We start from the raw sequence: 18,666 nt of genomic DNA, 5'->3' as shown, positions 1-18,666 counted from the left end.
TCCCTATTGTAAATAAAAATAAGTAGAAAAAAGTGCCTCCGCTTTAATAGGTGGAGGCACAATATGCTAAAGTGCTAGATGCATTGAATTACTTTCTTTTCATCTAATATCTACATCTATTGGTTTGATATCTAAGGCTACCTTTACAATGGAGTAATCGTCTTTTTGACCGTCTGTATAAGCCCAATAACCATTGCTTTCAGCACTTTTTCGGAAGGTAAGCTCAAAACCTTTGTTTTGGTTAAACGCATAGCTCTTTATTTCTTTACTCTGAGCGTTATCAACAAGATCGTAAGCTAAAAACTTTCTTAGTACACCGTGCGGAGAGAAAAGACCTGTATTTGGTCCAACTTTTTCACTGTAGTATTCATTTTTTCTAGTAGATGTTTTAGCTGGGTTTATGACGATTTCTTTTGTTGTGAGATTTACTTTGTCGCCTGGAGTGATACAAGAGATAAGAATATTTTTGTAGTCACTCGGAAATTTGTCATTTGCCTGTACCTTCGCTAAGTCAACTAGCGTAATACCGCCTCTTCCCACAACTTCTATTTGTTTTTCTTTATTATTTACCACCATAGCAGTATCTTCATCAATTCCGTATGAAAGCTGATTTTTATTTCCTTTTTCATATGCTGTTGCAATAAGACGTCCGAGTCTTGCTTTGTTGTCAAAATGCTGATCTACAAGACCGTATTGGAAAAAGCCAAGACCTTTTTCCAAATAAGCAGGCCCGCCTTCTTGCTGATTCATATCATCATATGTGTTTGTAAATCCGTATGAAAGCGCTCCGTAGCTATCTCCGCCTGCGAGCATAGTATTACTCATAATTGCCGCGCCGGCGCTCGTACCGCCAAGTACTGCCCCGTTTTTATACGTATGCCATATAGCTTGTAAAACTTTTGAGTCCGAACCATTTTCATTACGCAAGGAGCCCGTAATCAAGGTTTGATCTCCTCCTACAAACCAAATGCCCGTTAGCCCTTTAACTTTTTGCGCTAGTTTATCACTGTTCATATTTGTTTTCCAAGTCGACTCATTTTCAGAAGTTCCTTTAAAGTCATGGTTCGAAATAGGTAAAATCTCTATATTTTCTGCTTTCACTCCGTATTTAATTAAATCACTTTTAAACTGATTAGAAGAGTCGAACTTAGTACTCGCTGCAGGCACAATTCCTATTTTGGCTTGTTTTCCTCCTGCAAGATTAATAAACTTGTTATACACGCTTGAATTGCTGCTGCCAAGCGCTCCTCCTGCAATTAAGAGATTACCTTTAATCGAATCGTATGCAGGACTTTCAGATGAAGAAAAAGTAGGTTTTTTATACGTTAAACTAGTTTTTCTATCCGGTTGGAATTTGAAGGTTTTGGGCGTAATATCCATTTTGACATTTACAATGGAATAGTCATCTTTTTGTCCGTCAGTATATCTCCAGTAGCCGTTTGTATTATTGTCCTTTTGAAAAGCAATTTCATATCCCGACCCTTTACTGTCATAAACATAGCTTTTCGCAGATTTCATCGATTCATTGTCAACAAGAGAATAGGATAAATAAGCCTTTAATCTTCCATATGGCGTAAAAACACCCGTAGCAGGCAGTGCGTTAAACGAGTAATATTCAAATCCCTTCGTTTCTACTCTCTCTTTTGGAAATTCAAATGACTTTAAATGATAGTTAATTTTATCTCCAGGAGATAAGTAACTAACCTTTATATTCTCTAATCCCGAACGAGCTTTCTGCTTAGATACAAGCTCAGCTTTGCTCATATCCAAGACGGCTACTCCGCTTCGTCCAACAACTTCAATCTTTTGATCTTTATTGTTAACGACCATAGCCGTATCTTCGTCCACACCGTATGCAAAGTTTTTTTCTTTGTCACGTTCAGAAGTATATGCAGCTACTGCAAGTCGCCCAAGTCGTGCTCGTTCATCCATGTGCTGATCAATTATGCCGTGTTGGAAAAACCCCAGCCCTTTTTGAATTGATAGAGGCTCGTACTCTTTTTGACTGCGTTGGTTTTTGCTTACATGTTTATTTTCCTTGTTTTCTAAACTGTCTTTTAACGCTCCTAGACTGTCTCCTCCTGTAATCATGACGTCACTCATAATTGCAGCTCCTGCACTTGTGCCTCCGATTACTGCTCCTTTACGATATATATCCCAAATAGCTTTTAACGCTTCAGAATCACTTCCATTATTTTGACGAAGAGAATCCACAATTTTGGTTTGATCTCCTCCAACAAACCAAACTGCCGTTAGTCCTTTAATCGTACGGGATAACTTCTTATCATTTACTTGATTCTTCCAGGTTGATTCGTCCTTTTGTGTATCAGAAAAATCGTGATTTGAAACGGGAAGAATTTTAATAGAATCTGAGTTTGCTCCGTATTTTACGAGGTCTTCCTTAAACTTTTTAGAAGACTGCAGCGTTGTGCTAGCAGCTGGAATAATCCCTACTTTTGCTTTTTCTTTTCCTCCAGCAAGCGAGAGAAACTTTTCATAGATTTCGTGATTAGATGTCCCTATACCTCCGCCTGCAATAACAAGGCTGCCTTTAATGTCTTCAGTATTTTCTTGTGCTTTTGCAAGCAGCGGTGTACTCAAAGAAGAAAGTAATGTAAAGCTGATAAGACATGAAACAAGTTTCTTTTTCATTTAAAAGATCCTTTCCACGCAAATTTTAATATCTTTCTCTGACTAGCTCGTATTCTTTCTCGATACTTTCGTTAAATGATGTTTAAAACCTGTTATTCAAACGTTCCTTTCACAACAGGGACACCGTCTTTTACCATTACTTTACCTTGAGCAAAAACTGTTTTAATTGTTAGTGTCTCTTTGTCTAAAAGGACTAAATCTGCATCTTTTCCAGGTTGAATATGCCCTTTATTGGACAGTTTTAATACTTTGGCAGGATTAGAAGTAATGACTTGAAGAGCTGTTTCTAACGGCACTGATTCTTCTAATACTGCATCTCGTACTTCTTGAAATAAAGAAGACACTTTTCCAACTTGAAGCCCTTTATAGTCTCCGTTATCATCAAAAAACGGCAGGCTCGCTTGTCCATCGGATGAGAACGTAATGCTCGAGATTGGAACTTCTTCTTCAAGCATGATACGTAACCCTTTACTGCACTTAACTTCGCCTTCTTCTAAAAAATATGGAATGGTACTAGTTGTAAAATCTACATAGCCACCTCGTTTTGCAAATTGAATTCCTTCTTTAAACAGTTCTTCATTTCGATTAATATGTGTAGGATGAAACTGACGAATTGGCAGATCTGTTTCATCTGCGATTTGATTTAATAAAGATAATTTCCGTTTTCCATCCCCTACATGAACTTCTAATATTCCGGCTTTCCCTGATAAAATCCCTCCATTGCGGGCAGCAGAAGCCGCCTTTACCAGTTCTTCAAATGTCGGTTCAGAGGAACGGTGGTCAGAAATGGCAATTTCACCTACTCCGATAATTTCATCAATTAAAATAAGATCTTCTTCGATGCTGGTAGTTAACGTTTTTACTGGTATTTGATAAGAACCTGTGTGAATGAAACAGCTAATCCCTTCTTCTTCTAATCCTCTTGCTTTGGCCAGAAGATTTTCCATTCTTCTTGTTGTACCGTCTGTTCCAAGTACACCTACAATAGTTGTAACACCGGCAGTCGTTGCATCGGTTAACATTAGTTCAGGAGTGCGTGTTTTATATCCACCTTCTCCTCCTCCGCCAATAATATGAACATGTGAGTCAATGAAGCCTGGAGCTATAATGTGATTAGCCGCGTCTACAACATCAATAGGAATGGACGTATTTAAATGCTCAATATAATCTTTTATAAGGATGATTTTGCTGTCTGCAAGTAATACGTCTTTTTTTCCTAAAGGCTGTGGTGCATATACTTCTGCGTTTTTGATTAAGGTTAACAACTTCTATTCCTCCTACTAGTAAGCTCGACTTGCGAATAATATTTTTCTATATAATTTTAATGCTTAAAATGGTCCGTAATTGATAAAATAAGCAATCACAACGGCTATTAGACCAATCACATATTGAATAAGGACTAACGGCAGCACCCATTTTGCCCACTTTGTCCATGAAATTCCCGCAATCGCTAAGCCAGCCATTAATGTTCCAGCCGTCGGGAAAATAATGTTTCCGATGCCGTCTGCAAAAGAAAAAGATAATACTGCTGTTTGTCTTGTAATATCAAGCAAATCTGCAAGCGGTGTCATGATTGGCATTGTCAGCATCGCATGACCTGTTCCAGATGCTAAAATAAGGTGAATCAGCGCTTGGAAGTTATAGATTCCAATGACGCTTAAATATCCCGGAATATGTTGAATGGTTCCAGATACTTGATGAAGCATAGGATCTACAATATGACCTTCATTCAAAACAACAAGAACAGCACGAGAAACTCCGATAACTAGCGCTCCTCCAACTAATGCTGCTGCCCCGTTTGTAAACGACTTAACTGTATTTTCAACAGACAGTCTCCCAATAACCCCAATCACAATAGTCAAAATGACAAACAGAGAGGCAATTTCGGTAATGTACCACTTATACTTAATAACCCCAAAAGCAAGAATTACATAGTTAATAAGAAATGCTGCCATAATCCATTTATGCTTTCTAGTTAACTTTGCATCTGAGTTTAAGAGTTTATTTGCATTAGTTATGCTGTATTTTCCGTATGTTCCAATCGAAGGACTTTTTTTAACTTTCATCGCATATCGGTAGACAAACCATACTGAAACAGCATAAACAACTACAAATAAGATGAGTCGAAAGCCCATTCCAGAAAACATAGGAAGCTCTGCTACTCCTTGTGCAACACCCACTGTAAATGGATTCATAACGGCCGTAGTAAAACCAGCCGATGCGCCAATTAACACAATAGCAGTCCCTGTTAATGCATCGAATCCAAGAGCAAGTGCCAGCGGAATTAAAAGAGGAATATAGGCTAGCGTTTCTTCCGCCATTCCCATTAAAGAACCGCCTACCGCAAAAAACAGCATCATAACAGGAATTAATAATTTTTCTCGGGTAGCAAGTTTTTTAGCCATCGTTGTAATTAATACATCTACTGTCCCCGTAGCGCTTAGTACGCCAAAGAAACCGCCGATAATTAATACAAAAAAGATAATGTCGGCTCCTTCTACCATTCCTGTATGTATCGCTTTGACCATATCAAAGAATCCAACAGGTGTAGAATCAATCCATTTAAACGACTGAGGATCTACCGTTGTTCTTCCGTCTACTTCTACGCGTGCGTATTCTCCAGCTGGCAAGATATACGTTAAAATGGTAGCAATCACAAGAAATCCTAACAATAAAGCAAAAACGTTTATTTTCCTCTCTTTTTTCCGTACCTGATTTAATGAACTCATTTCTTTTTGCGGTTCACTCATTCTTCTTCTCCCCTTCATTATGAAATAATAGCTTTAAACAGACATCCCGTTCTTTAAAAGCAGATTCCTTATCTGCAGCTCCATATTGCTCCTTCCTTTTGCATTCCTCATATACAGTACAAGCAATTTTCGTGCCAACGTAAAACCGTTTAATTTTCTGAATTATGATATAATTAAATCGTGTTTTAGGTGTTAATTGGGTGTTTTTAAAAATTTAACAGCGCCAATTAAGAAGCTGTTTGATAGAAAATCTGGAGCATGAAGCATTAGCTAGTTCTTTTTTTAAAAAAGCATCAAAAAGAAAGATAAAAGAATTTAATCTATAAACATAAAAAAATACTATTTTATTATTGTCTTTTCTTTAAGTAGATTAATACTATAAACCTTCAATCTATTTATAAAAGCATTGCGCATAATGAAAGGGTGTTCAAAACAATGACTGTTTATCGTATCGGGGTATTGGCGGGTGATGGCATCGGGCCGGAGATTGTCGACGCCGCAGTTCAGGTAGTTAAAAATGCTTCTTGCAAAGCTGGAGTAAAAATGGAATGGATTCATCTGCCGATGGGATGGGAAGGAATTAAACAATATAACGATCCTCTTCCAGAAGTAACAATAGATGCTTTAAAACATACGCATGGATGGATACTTGGCCCGCACGATTCTGCTGCTTATCCTCTCAAGCACAAAGAAAAGCGTAATCCTAGCGGAGAGCTTCGTCACAGTTTAGACCTTTACGCGAATATTCGCCCTGCTAAAACAATGCCAGGTATTAAAAGCGTCGTGAAAGAAGCTGATTTAGTGATTGTCCGAGAAAATACAGAAGGATTCTATGCTGATAGAAATATGTTTTCTGGGCACGGTGAATGGCAAATTACAAAAGACGTTGTGGTGACATCCGGCGTATTTACGCGAAAAGCCGTAGAAAGAATTGCGCATGAAGCTTTTGCATTGGCTATGCAGCGCCGTAAAAAAGTAACAATCGTACATAAAGCAAATGTTTTACGATTAAGTACCGGACTATTTCTAAACGTTTGTCGAGAAATAGCTGCGCAATATCCTGAAGTAAAGGTGGACGACTACCATATCGATGCCATGGCTGCTCATCTCGTACGTCGTGCAGCCGATTTTGATGTCATCGTAACAGAAAACATGTATGGTGATATTCTTTCAGATTTAGCTGGCGAGCTTGTAGGGAGCTTAGGATTAGCCCCTTCTCTTAATGCAAATGAACATATCGCTATGGCCCAAGCAGCCCATGGTTCTGCGCCAGACATCGCAGGTTTGAACATAGCAAACCCAACCGGCATTATCTCTTCAGCAGCCATGCTATTGAAATGGCTGGCTGAAAAACATGCGGATCGTAAACTTACAGAAGTGGCTGCTACAGTAGAACACGCACTTTATCAAACGCTCCAAGCTGAAGTGAAAACGAAAGATTTAGGCGGACATGCCTCTACGTCGGAGTTTACAGAAGCTATTTTAGAAAAAATAAAATCCCTGCAACATTAGCAGCAATTTATCCATTCTATAGAGGTGATCATAATGAAAAAACGAAAGATTATTATGGACTGTGATCCAGGTCATGATGATGCTATTGCTATTATTTTGGCTGCCGCACAACCGGAATTAGATATTTTAGCCATTACAACTGTTTCAGGAAACGCAGAAATTGAAAAAACGACGATGAATGCTTTGAAGGTGTGTGATTTGGTATCATTACATAACGTGATTGTTTCAAAAGGAGCAAGCGAACCAATGATGCGCAGACGTGAAAATGCGCCTAGTATACACGGGGATTCAGGATTAGACGGCCCTGAGTTCCCGGCTCTCTCTCGCAGCTGGAGCGAAGAACACGGAGTAGATACTATTATACGAATGATCAAAGAGTCAGAAGATCGCGTTACGCTTTTACCAACAGGACCTTTAACAAACATTGCCTTAGCTTTAATAAAAGCTCCAGAAATGAAAGAAAACATTGAAGAGATTATCCTTATGGGCGGTGGAACATTTGGGAACTGGACGCCAACGGCTGAGTTTAATATTTGGGCAGATCCGGAAGCGGCTAAAAAAGTGTTTGATAGCGGTATCCCACTGGTAGTAATGGGGTTAGATATTACCCATCAAGCCGTTGCAACAGATAATGTTATTAACCAGGTGATGAACATTGATAATAACGTAGCAAAAAAGGTCGGGGAATTATTAGCATTTTTTAAATCTGCCTATAAAGAAACCTTTGACTTTGACGGCCCTCCCGTTCACGATGTATTGACCGTTGCTTATTGCGTAGCTCCAGAGCTATTTACGTTCAAAGAAGTTAATATTGTAGTAGAAACACGCGGAGAATACACGGCTGGAACGACTTCAGTTGATTTGCTGGGAGTAACAGGAAGGAAACCCAATGCGAAATTTGGTTTAACCCTTGATGTAGACGGATTTTGGGATTTAATGATTAAGGCTCTTAAAACATATTCGGCTTCGTAATGTTCATGACTTTATAAAAGTGAGACAGCACCATAGCAGAGTTTGCCACTTGCTGGTGCTGTCTTACTTTTATTCATACTATCTAGCTGTTTTTTTCGCTTTTTGATTAAGCATTACAGTAATGATTGAAGCAACAATAACACCTGTAATCAAACAGTTGGATATATCTTTATAAATTACTCCCATTACTGTTCCGCCTATAACGCCTACACTAATAAGTGAAATTCGTTCTCTTTGACTCATGATTTATCCCTCCATCTTTTTTAACAAAACATTTAATTTATGAAGAGCAAACTGCAGGTCTAATTGCTCTTCTTCATTTAACTTCGCAAGATTTGTATGAAAATTACTATAAATCCCTCTCCATTTTTCCTCTTGAATACTTTTTCCCTTAGATGTTAATGAGACTAAAACTGCACGCTTGTCTCGCGAATCGGGCATTTTGATTAAATATCCTTCATTTACTAATTCACTGATAACATTCGTTAACTGCTGTTTGGCAATATTTAACCCTTGGCTAATTTCCTTAATATTCAAATCTCTTTTTTGCATATACATAAATTCAACTACGTGATTTTGTAAATGTGTTAATTTCACTTCATTCTTGTTTAAGTTCTTAAAGCTTTCAAATAAAACTGGTATTAAAGCGATATATTCCTTAGCCAGTTTTTCCTTCATGAGATATCCACCTTCTTTAGTAAATATATTATTACTAAATTCGAATAAAAACAATAAAAATCGTTTATTTTAGTAAAAATATATTTACTAAAACCCCTACACACTCCTAAAATTATTTTATCCCACTCTCAACAATCGTTTATGAATCTTATAAAAATAGCCATATAAAAAAGTAAGGAAGCACACTTCCTTACTTTCTGTTTGCAACGCCTGTTAAAAAATTCAAAAACACGTGTACGCCTGCTTTCACGGTAATTTCTCCTACATCACGCAGCGGATCTAGACATACAATATCCATTGCTTGAACAAGTGGATGACTCCCGGCGGTGTATACTGCTTCAAACAACTCATCTGTCCTCATTCCGCCTGTCGTTCCTGCTGGAACTCCCGGTGCGTAAGCGATATCTAACACATCCATATCAACGGTTAAATAGATCATGTCTACCTCTTTGCTCAGCTGTTTTAATGCTTCTTTCACGGTATGAGTTATTCCCGCTTTTCTTGCTTGCAGTAACGTTACATAATGAACGCCTTTACTATCTGCATATTCCTTTAACGATTTTGAATTATAAAACCCGTGAAGTCCAATATTCCATACATGTCTTGCATCAATCGTGTTGCTTTCAATTAAATTTCGTATAGGTGTTCCATTAGAAGGCCCATTATCTTCTAGACTGCGTAAGTCAAAGTGCGTATCAAACTGTAAAATCCCTATCTTCTGTTCAGGATGTGACGCTTTCCACCCTTTTACTAACATAGCTGTAATAGAATGATCTCCTCCAAGCATAACAGGCAGCGCATGCGGATGACATTTCCGCATAGACATCATCGCTTCTTTTATATGCTGATGGGATTTCTCTATATCCGTGACGTGCTGCTTGACGTCTCCTAAATCCAACACTGACAAGGAAGTCAAATCCGTATCATACTCAATATGATACGGATTAAAGGATTTCCAGAGCTTCCTCATGGCCATTGGCGTCTCACTGGCTCCAGAAGCGCTAATGGAAGACCTTGAAAGAGGCACACCTAAGACCGTAATATCTATCGATGGAAAGTCGAAGTCGCTCCCATCTTCAACTGTTTGAATCCAGTCGCTTACTTTTGGGTCATGAGTGCTTTGACGCTGCCAGCAAAAAGGTGGACGATCAAGCTGTGGGTACGGATAGTTCATGCAAAACACCGCCTTCAACCACTACTTTTCCATCTTTTAATACCGTGTCTACAAGATTTACCGCATAGTTATATTGTAGCGTTTGATAATTTGGAGCGTCAAATAGCACCAAATCGGCTTTTTTCCCTACTTCAATACTTCCAATTTGATCGCCTTTGCAAATGGCGTGAGCTGCATTAATTGTACAGGCCGTTAACACTTCTGCTGGCGTCATCTTCATCGTTAAACAAGCTAAATTCATAATAAACGGCAGCGATTCCGTAGGAGAAGACCCTGGGTTTCTATCTGTTGATAACGCAACCGGCACTCCTGCTTCGATCATTTTTCTAGCACGCGCCGGCTCTTCCATTAAAAAGAATGCAGTACCCGGCAATAGGACGGCTATAACTCCGCTTTCAGCCATTTGCTTAATTCCTTGATCCGATGCTTTTAGTAAATGATCCGCGGACACAGCTCCCACTTTAGCCGCTAATTCTGCACCGCCAAAAGAAACAATTTCATCAGCGTGGATTTTAGGTTTTAGTCCGTATGCTTTTCCAGCTTGTAAAATACGATCTGACTGTTCAACTGTAAACACGCCTTCTTCACAAAACACATCACAAAACTCCGCTAGCTCTTCTTTTGCAACGATTGGTATCATTTCTTCGATAACGAAACGAACAAACTCATCTTCATTGCCTTTGTACTCAACTGGCACCGCATGAGCTCCCATAAAGGTTGAAACCACATCTACCGGATGCTGTTCATTCAGTTTCTTCGCTACTTTTAATTGTTTGATTTCATCTTTGAGATTTAAACCGTACCCGCTTTTGGCTTCGACAGTTGTAACTCCGTACTGCAGGAATTTATTTAAACGTTTTGTAGATTGCTTGATTAGCTCCTCTTCTGTTGCTTGTCGTGTACTAACGGTTGTTTGTAAAATTCCTCCTCCCGCTTTTAAAATATCAATATACTTTGCCCCGTTTAAGCGCATTTCTAATTCTTTTTCACGACTGCCGCCAAACACAAGGTGAGTGTGTGGATCAATCAACCCAGGCGTTACGATTTTTCCTTCGGCATCAATTATATTAATAGGTTCATGAATATGCTCAAGGTATTCCTGCGCTTTGACGTCAGGCCCAACAAATACAATTCTTCTATTTTTCACGAGTACGCTGCCATTTTCAATGATTCCTAGATCTGACATTTCCTCCGATCGTCTAGGCTGACTTCCTCCTTTAACCGTAATGACTTGTGCAGCACATTTGATATACGTAATAGTCATACGTATCCCTCCTTTTTTATTCATTTAACGCCGGAATTTGTATTCCTTTTTCTTTTGCAGTTTGAATGGCCTTATCATAGCCGGCGTCTACATGACGAACTACACCCATGCCTGGGTCTGTTGTTAAAACACGTTCTAGACGTTTGGCTGCTTCTTCCGTCCCGTCTGCTACTACAACCATCCCAGCGTGAAGAGAATACCCCATACCTACTCCTCCTCCGTGGTGAACAGATACCCAGCTTGCGCCTGCTGCCGTATTTACTAATGCATTCAAAATCGGCCAGTCTGCTACTGCATCACTGCCGTCTTTCATCGCTTCAGTTTCCCGATTTGGCGAAGCCACAGAACCGGCATCTAGATGGTCTCTGCCAATAACGATAGGCGCTGACAGCTCTCCGTTTGCTACCATATCATTAATAATTTTTCCAAAGCGCGCTCTTTCTCCGTAGCCTAGCCAGCAAATACGAGCCGGCAATCCTTGAAACTCAATTTTTTCTCTCGCCATTCTAATCCAGTTGCAAAGATGCGTATTATCCGAAAACTCACGTAAAATGACTTCATCTGTTTTATAAATATCCTCTGGGTTTCCTGACAAAGCGACCCATCGAAACGGTCCTTTTCCTTCACAGAACTGCGGACGGATGTACGCTGGGACAAATCCCGGGAAATCAAATGCATTCGTGACACCTTCATCCAACGCCACTTGGCGAATATTATTGCCATAGTCAAAAGCAATCGCGCCTTTTCTCTGCATCTCTAACATGGCTTGAACGTGAATAGCCATACTTGCTTTTGATTGTTTTATATATTCATTTGGATTTGTATTCCGCAATCTTTCTCCTTCTGCTAAGCTGACTCCAATCGGCAAATATCCGTTAAGCGGATCATGTGCCGATGTTTGATCCGTCACAATATCTGGGATAAATCCTCGCTCTATCATCTTAGGAAGAATCTCGGCTGCATTTCCAACTAATCCAATGGAAAGCGCTTTGCCCAATCTTTTTGCATCTTCAGCTAACGTGATTGCATCATCTACACTTTCGACTACCGTATCGCAATATTTTGTTTCGATACGTTTTTCAATACGCGTGCGATCAACATCAATTCCAATTACAACCCCGCCTGCCATCGTAACAGCTAGTGGCTGTGCGCCTCCCATTCCTCCTAATCCAGCTGTTAGCGTAATCGTTCCTTTCAAAGTTCCGTTAAAATGCTGGTTGGCACACTCAGCAAATGTTTCATACGTTCCTTGAACAATGCCTTGGCTTCCGATATAAATCCAGCTTCCTGCAGTCATTTGTCCGTACATCATTAACCCTTTTTTATCAAGCTCATGGAACGTCTCCCAATTTGCAAAAGCAGGAACAAGATTCGAATTCGCTAATAAAACACGCGGTGCATCACTGTGGGTTTTAAAAACCGCAACAGGCTTACCGGACTGTATGAGAAGCGTTTCATCTTCTTCTAACTCTTTTAACGCTGCGACAATACGATCGAACGCCTCCCAGTTACGGGCTGCTTTTCCGATTCCTCCGTATACGACTAACTTTTCCGGATGCTCCGCTACTTCAGAATCTAAATTGTTTAGAAGCATGCGAAGAGCAGCTTCTTGTACCCAGCCTTTTGTCGTTAGTTCTGTTCCACGAGGTGCTTTTATTCCACTTTGTTTTGTCTCCATTTCGTTTTCCTCCTCTATAAAAATGAAAAACTGTTAAACTAACTTTTTATTAAAGCGCTAATTCATAATTAGTATCTTGCACAAAGGTTTTGAAATCAGCTGCTAACCCTTCAATATCACGTGAGAAAATTCGGTCTTTAGTAATGGTTGGTACGGTTTTTCTAATTCTTGAATAAATTTTTCTTGTTTCCGAAGCCAGTTTATCCACCCCTTGAATATCAGCTGCTTGAGCCGCACAAATTGCTTCAATTGATAAAACTCTTCGTGTATTTTGGATAATTTGATAAGCATGACGTGCAGCAGTCGTTCCCATGCTGACATGATCTTCTTGATTCGCTGAAGATGGGATAGAATCGACACTTGATGGATGCGCTAATACTTTATTTTCGGAAACTAATGAAGCAGCAGCGTATTGAGTAATCATGAGCCCGGACTCTAGACCTGGATCTGTACTTAAAAATGCCGGCAGCCCGCTAAGCTGAGGGTTTACTATTCGTTCAATGCGCCGTTCAGAAATATTCCCAAGCTCCGCCATTGCAATTCCTAGAAAATCCATAGCAAACGCAATAGGCTGCCCGTGAAAGTTCCCTCCAGAAATTACTTTGCCGCTGTCGGCAAAGATGAGCGGGTTATCGGTTGCTGAATTAATCTCAATTAAAAGCTTTTCTTTCACATAATTTAAAACTTGATAAATAGCACCATGAACTTGAGGAATACAGCGCAGTGAATAAGCATCTTGCACTCTTATTTGACCTTGAGAAGTAGTTAATTGACTGCCTTCTAAGTACGAAAGAATTCGGGCAGCTACCTGCTGTTGTTCGCGATAAGGCCTTACTGCATGAGACTCGGGCATGAATGCTTCTACAATACCTTGCAGACCTTCTAGTGTTAGTGCTGCAATCCCGTCCGCAAGATCAGCGAGCTTTTGAGCTTCAAGGTACGAAGCTACGCCTACAGCCGTCATTGCCTGAGTGCCGTTAATTAGAGCTAGCCCTTCTTTTGCCTGTAATTGTATAGGTTCAAGCCCCGCTAGCTTTAAAGCTTCTTCTCCTTGCATTCGCTGACCATTATATACAGCTTCTCCTTCTCCAACTAGTAGCAGCGCTAGATGTGATAACGGGGCTAAGTCACCGCTAGCTCCAAGCGAACCTTGACTCGGGATAACCGGTACTACGTTTTGATTTAAGCAATCGATAAGAAGCTGCAAGGTTTCCAGTCGTATTCCGGAATACCCTTTAGCTAATGCATTCGCTCGTAAAAGCAGCATGACTCTGCTTACTTCTAACGAGAATGGCTCTCCTAGTCCGCAGGCATGACTGCGAATTAGGTTAATCTGCAGATCAGCTAAGTCTGTTTTTGAAATAACCGTATCGCTAAACTTTCCAAATCCCGTATTCACTCCGTAAATGACGTTGTTGTTCGTAATGCTCTCTTCAACTAACGTTCTGCTTTTTTGTATATGTTCAACTGCGTGATCGCTAATTTTCACGGAGTATCCTTGGTAAATAACTTTGTAAATTTGGTCGAACGTCAGTGAATTTCCATCAATTTGAATAAACATCATACCCGCTCCCTTGTTAAACTGTAGACTACCTTTTCTTTTTGAACACAAAAAGGGGCTATATCAAAGAGGAAACAAGCTCCTTTTGATATAGCCCCCTATAAACTAACCTACTTACACTATGGGCTTTTATTAATAATCAGTATTTCACTTATACATACAATCGCTAAATGACTAAATCACTATACACTTTAAGCTGTACATCTTAAAGCAACTAGAGTATCTACACTAAGTATTGCGCTGAATTAATCATTTGTCAATCATTATTTAAGAAAATTTTAAATAATCTGAAATAAAATGGTTTTTTCTTATAGCAGCGATGATTCACGGCTGCAAAATTTTATTTTTTAAACGTTATCGGACGTTCATGTCACTTGGGTGCGGACCTTTGCGGCGGTTGCTGTTTAACCCATTAATCTCTGCCATATCATCGGCAGTTAGTTCAAAATCAAACACGTTAAAGTTTTCTTCTATTCTAGACGGTGTAACTGATTTAGGGATGACAATTGTGTTGTTCTGTAAGTGCCAGCGCAATACAACTTGAGCCGGAGTTTTGCTATGTACTTCAGCAATTTTTTGAATAACCTCGTCTTGTAACACTTCTCCGCCTTGATCAAGAGGACTCCATGCTTCCACAAAAATATTATGTTTAGCGCAAAACTCTTTTAATTCGTTTTGAGCAAGATACGGATGGCACTCAATTTGGTTTAAAACCGGTGTTACATCACATTCGTTTAACAAGCGCTCTAAATGTTCAATTTCAAAGTTGCAGACGCCAATTGCTTTTACTTTTCCGTCGTGATAAAGCTTTTCTAATGCTTTATACGTCTCCACGTACTCATCATATTGAGGCGTAGGCCAGTGAATTAAATATAAATCGACATAATCAAGTCCTAATCGTTCTAAGCTTTCATCAAATGCACGTAATGCATTTTCATAGCCTTGGTCGCTGTTCCAAACTTTTGTTGTAATAAACAGCTGTTCTCGAGGAACAGAAGATTCTTTAATCGCCTGGCCTACTCCTTCTTCATTTTTATAAATCATAGCTGTGTCAATAGAGGTATACCCAACCTCAATTGCTTTTGACACTGCAGCTGCTGCTTGGTTATCTTCTACTTGCCATACGCCAAACCCAAGCTGAGGCATTTTTAAACCATTGTTTAATGTAACCATATTCATTTTACACGTCTCCTTTTTTGTTAAAAAGTTCAAAGTTTTAATGATGGTGCCAGCCGATCAGCATAGCAACCTGTCCCATTATAATGCCGACTGGGATTCCTATAACCATGGCTCCAAATCGAAATTTAAAAGACCATGCGCGCGGCACAAGGGAAAACAAATAAATCATACTCATCGTTGCCATACATGTACTGCTAAAAAAACTGACGACAGTGTGTAAATTTGGCATTCCTTCTCCTCATTTCACTAGAACGTTTGCGCCTTTTCAATTTCATCATTTATCTTTTGTTCTAATGCCTATGTTTTCGCAGCCGACATAGTTACATTCGTCAAAGGGTTCCGTAATCCTGCTTTAATCAGTTAAAAATACTTTACTTACGTAACTTTTTTAATTAAAACGAATATGTGCTTTTAACTTCAAAGTTGTGTATAATTTCTGTATATTAAAATAATAAGAATTTTTCACTTTAAAGAACAACTGTACATTCTCTGTAAGGCAATCATACATATTTGCGAGATTCAATGAAAGGAATGGATATAAAAAATGGCGATTGAAAAAGTAAAAGCATATTTTAAACAATATGACATGGAGAATCGAATTATTGAAATGGATGAGTCCAGTGCTACTGTAGAACTGGCAGCGCAAGCTTTAAAATGCGAGCCGCAACGAATCGCAAAAAGTCTTTCTTTTAACGCAGAAGGAACCGTTTTATTGATTGTGGCAGCGGGAGATGCAAAAATTGACAACCGAAAATATAAAGAAGAGTTCGGAACCAAAGCAAAAATGCTTGGAGCAAGTGAAGTAGAAACGCTGATTGGTCATGCTGTAGGCGGAGTATGCCCGTTTGCCGTTAATGAAGGTGTTCACGTGTACCTAGATGAATCTCTGAAACGTTTTGTCACCATTTTCCCTGCCTGTGGAAGTGGAAATAGTGCAATCGAATTAACAATACCCGAACTAGAAGAATTTTCGAAATGCTTAAAATGGGTTGATGTATGCAAAGGATGGAATGAATAATTTAGGTAAATTACGGTACAGCTATACATAAAATAAATAAATCACCACGCCCACAAGCTGAAACAGTTTTTTGTTTCAGCTCATTGGTGTATCTAAACGAATTTATGAAACAGCTTAACCCAACCTAGGTAAGAAACCCCTAAGAGAAATACAAAAAGGAATAGTAAAGGAATGTTCCTAGGGATAAAAAGCCAGCCGTCTAACGTATTCCACAGAAATTCACTTTTATTTGCTTTTCTCATCATTTTCACCTCAAGCAGATTTACTATTTTGTCTTCAAAAATTCTTTTACATAGTTATATACAGTATCTTCAACTTATGACCTTTTTTCAAGAAAAACGTGCACGGAAAATTGATTGAATGTGAATCTTTTGAATTCATACCCGCTATGTACTCACTCATCACCTTAGTTTCATCTGTAAAAAAGAAGAAGCCTACATTTTTAGATGCAGGCTTCTTCTAGTTGATTCAGTCTTTCCTTTGTTTGCCTAGTCAGGCCCTTTCGTTACGTATATCGGTTCATAACCAAAGTGCCTTGTGTCAGATACGAATATCTGCTTTCAATTTGCGGTAATACATTTGCTGAAGTCGCTGTTAAGCCTTTCAAAACTAATCAGTCCCTTCAAACGCTAAGTATTTAACCTTTCACAACAACCATTTGCATGATAGCTGCTGTACTATATGTGTACCCCGTATTTATATAGTAAAACCTAAAAAAACAATTTTTCATTATATAATTTTCTAGATTTCAAAGCAAAGAAAATTTAGATAGTATAGATGAAAGACACCCGTTACCTATTAGCGCTTCTACTGCTCGTACTCAAGTGTTCAAAGAAAAGTATCCGCAGTGAAATTCATCGAATTTATTTAATGTACGATTTCATCAATTTTTTGAAATGCATCTTCAAGTGAAGCATGTCCATTTGTTTCTCCTTCGTTACCTTGAACGGTCCATTCTTGCTTTTCTACTGCTAGTTTCCCGTCTTTATCTTTTAGATAAGGTCTGTTTAGCATAAACACCTGATCATTCTTTTTTACTGTGTAGCCAAGATAATAGTGATTACCTTCTCCTTCTTCTTCATATACGGAGACGCCTTGAAGGTTATATTTGTTTAAAATATCATCCATATGATGCGTCAGTTCACTTATAGCCGTTTCTCTTTTTACATATTCCACATTTTATACCCCTTTTCATTTTGATTTATGTTTAGCATTCCCTTGAGCATATTCAATTACACTATCTTTCAAACGTTATCTGAACAAAGCAAATCAATATGATCATCATTCATTGCGTAATAAATCAAAAAAGCCACCTCACTATAACACAATAAAAAAACATTGCTAAGTGAAGTAGCTTTTTATTAATTTAATTAATGGAATCTATAAAAATAAGAAGACGTGCGGAACTTGATTATAGTTCAGTTAAAATAATCGGTTCACCGTTTGTTACAACAATCGTATGTTCACATTGTGCTACAAGACTATTATCAGGTGTAACAAACGTCCAGCCGTCGTCTCCGCGTTCAATGATATGATCAGCTTTCATAGAGATAAACGGTTCTACAGCAATAACAAGGCCTTTTTTCAAAAGGGCTTTATCCATTGGATCATAATAGTTTAAAATATGGTTAGGAGCGTCATGCAAGCTGCGGCCAACACCATGACCCGTTAAATTTTCAATAACCGCGTATCCGTTTTGGTGTGCAAAGTTAGAAACAGCACGACCAATTTGGTTTTGTTTTGAACCAGCTTTTACTTTTTTCATAGCTGCCCAAAATGCATCTACTGCAGCTTGACACAGCTTTTCTTTTTCTTCATCTTTCCCAATAACAAATGAAATACCGGTATCTGAATAATAGCCATCAAGTACGGCAGATACATCCACATTTACTAAATCGCCATCTTTTAATACTCGATCTCCCGGAATACCGTGAGCCACTTCTTCGTTTACACTAATGCACGTTACACCTGGGAAATTATATTCTTTTTCAGGTGCAGAAGTAGCACCGTGTTCATCCAATATTTTTTTACCGATCATATCAAGTTCTTTTGTTGTCATACCTGCTTTTGCTTGGTTTTTCATCTCTTCGCGCGCAAGTGCAACGATGCGTCCAATTTTGCGTAAACTTTCTAAATCTTGTTCGTTACCAATAATCATAAAAAACACTTTCCTTCCTCGAAATATATATCCTATCCGATTTTATCATATTTTTATGAGGATTTTTCAA

Annotated in this window: 15 protein-coding genes and 1 pseudogene; 3 read left to right on the top strand and 13 right to left on the bottom strand. The window is 38.8% G+C overall.

Annotated features, from left to right (window positions below; genetic code table 11):
- Positions 1-99: 99 nt before the first annotated feature.
- The 3 genes from BG04_RS19395 to BG04_RS19385 all read right to left on the bottom strand — a co-directional run bounded on the left by BG04_RS19395 (position 100) and on the right by BG04_RS19385 (position 5,402).
- Entirely contained in the window at positions 100-2,652 is a 2,553-nt protein-coding gene (locus BG04_RS19395; protein ID WP_034653189.1) for a cyanophycinase, read from the bottom strand.
- 92 nt (positions 2,653-2,744) lie between these two features.
- Positions 2,745-3,917 carry a beta-aspartyl-peptidase gene (gene iadA / locus BG04_RS19390; protein WP_034653191.1) on the bottom strand — a complete coding sequence of 391 codons (1,173 nt, stop codon included), beginning with the start codon at positions 3,915-3,917 and terminating at the stop codon, positions 2,745-2,747.
- Positions 3,918-3,980: 63 nt separating this feature from the next.
- Entirely contained in the window at positions 3,981-5,402 is a 1,422-nt protein-coding gene (locus tag BG04_RS19385) for a YfcC family protein (RefSeq protein WP_034653192.1), read from the bottom strand.
- A gap of 435 nt (positions 5,403-5,837) precedes the next feature.
- Between BG04_RS19385 and BG04_RS19380 the strand changes: the two genes are divergently transcribed.
- Both BG04_RS19380 and BG04_RS19375 read left to right on the top strand, forming a co-directional pair.
- Positions 5,838-6,914 (top strand): isocitrate/isopropylmalate dehydrogenase family protein, encoded by a 1,077-nt coding sequence (locus BG04_RS19380; RefSeq protein ID WP_034653193.1) that lies wholly within the window; start codon positions 5,838-5,840, stop codon positions 6,912-6,914.
- A 33-nt stretch (positions 6,915-6,947) separates the two neighbouring features.
- A complete protein-coding gene (locus tag BG04_RS19375; protein ID WP_034653195.1) occupies positions 6,948-7,886 on the top strand; it encodes a nucleoside hydrolase in 939 nt (312 codons plus the stop codon).
- 78 nt (positions 7,887-7,964) lie between these two features.
- On the opposite strand, the gene BG04_RS31055 is transcribed toward BG04_RS19375, so the two are convergent.
- The 8 genes from BG04_RS31055 to BG04_RS19340 all read right to left on the bottom strand — a co-directional run bounded on the left by BG04_RS31055 (position 7,965) and on the right by BG04_RS19340 (position 15,649).
- Positions 7,965-8,129: a hypothetical protein gene (locus tag BG04_RS31055; protein ID WP_168760527.1), complete on the bottom strand. Its 165-nt coding sequence runs from the start codon at positions 8,127-8,129 to the stop codon at positions 7,965-7,967.
- A gap of 3 nt (positions 8,130-8,132) precedes the next feature.
- Positions 8,133-8,564, bottom strand: coding sequence for a MarR family winged helix-turn-helix transcriptional regulator (locus tag BG04_RS19370; RefSeq protein ID WP_034653197.1), 432 nt, complete (start codon positions 8,562-8,564; stop codon positions 8,133-8,135).
- A 190-nt stretch (positions 8,565-8,754) separates the two neighbouring features.
- Positions 8,755-9,738 (bottom strand): agmatinase family protein, encoded by a 984-nt coding sequence (locus BG04_RS19365; protein WP_034653199.1) that lies wholly within the window; start codon positions 9,736-9,738, stop codon positions 8,755-8,757.
- Positions 9,713-11,002: an imidazolonepropionase gene (gene hutI / locus BG04_RS19360; RefSeq protein WP_034653202.1), complete on the bottom strand. Its 1,290-nt coding sequence runs from the start codon at positions 11,000-11,002 to the stop codon at positions 9,713-9,715. The genes BG04_RS19365 and hutI overlap by 26 nt, the downstream gene beginning before the upstream one ends.
- A 16-nt stretch (positions 11,003-11,018) precedes the next feature.
- A complete protein-coding gene (gene hutU / locus BG04_RS19355) occupies positions 11,019-12,680 on the bottom strand; it encodes a urocanate hydratase (RefSeq protein ID WP_034653203.1) in 1,662 nt (553 codons plus the stop codon).
- 49 nt (positions 12,681-12,729) lie between these two features.
- Positions 12,730-14,241, bottom strand: coding sequence for a histidine ammonia-lyase (gene hutH, locus BG04_RS19350; protein ID WP_034653204.1), 1,512 nt, complete (start codon positions 14,239-14,241; stop codon positions 12,730-12,732).
- Positions 14,242-14,595: 354 nt separating this feature from the next.
- Positions 14,596-15,420 carry an aldo/keto reductase gene (locus BG04_RS19345; protein WP_034653206.1) on the bottom strand — a complete coding sequence of 275 codons (825 nt, stop codon included), beginning with the start codon at positions 15,418-15,420 and terminating at the stop codon, positions 14,596-14,598.
- A 37-nt stretch (positions 15,421-15,457) separates the two neighbouring features.
- Positions 15,458-15,649, bottom strand: a complete 192-nt coding sequence (locus BG04_RS19340; protein WP_034653208.1) for a hypothetical protein — start codon at positions 15,647-15,649, stop codon at positions 15,458-15,460.
- A 315-nt stretch (positions 15,650-15,964) separates the two neighbouring features.
- Here BG04_RS19340 and BG04_RS19335 point away from each other — a divergent pair, with 315 nt between their 5' ends.
- The gene (locus BG04_RS19335) at positions 15,965-16,438 is read left to right on the top strand and encodes a YbaK/EbsC family protein (protein ID WP_034653210.1); all 474 of its coding nucleotides are present in this window, start codon (positions 15,965-15,967) and stop codon (positions 16,436-16,438) included.
- A gap of 867 nt (positions 16,439-17,305) precedes the next feature.
- Here the strand turns inward: BG04_RS19335 and BG04_RS19330 are convergent.
- Together BG04_RS19330 and map are read right to left on the bottom strand one after the other, a co-directional pair.
- The gene (locus tag BG04_RS19330) at positions 17,306-17,614 is read right to left on the bottom strand and encodes a DUF5634 family protein (protein WP_034653211.1); all 309 of its coding nucleotides are present in this window, start codon (positions 17,612-17,614) and stop codon (positions 17,306-17,308) included.
- Positions 17,615-17,849: 235 nt separating this feature from the next.
- Positions 17,850-18,645, bottom strand: a pseudogene (gene map, locus BG04_RS19325) (type I methionyl aminopeptidase).
- Positions 18,646-18,666: the final 21 nt, after the last annotated feature.

The sequence above is a fragment of the Priestia megaterium NBRC 15308 = ATCC 14581 genome, from assembly GCF_000832985.1.
Classification (GTDB): Bacteria; Bacillota; Bacilli; order Bacillales; family Bacillaceae_H; genus Priestia; species Priestia megaterium.
This window is presented reverse-complemented; position numbering and strand designations above follow the sequence as displayed.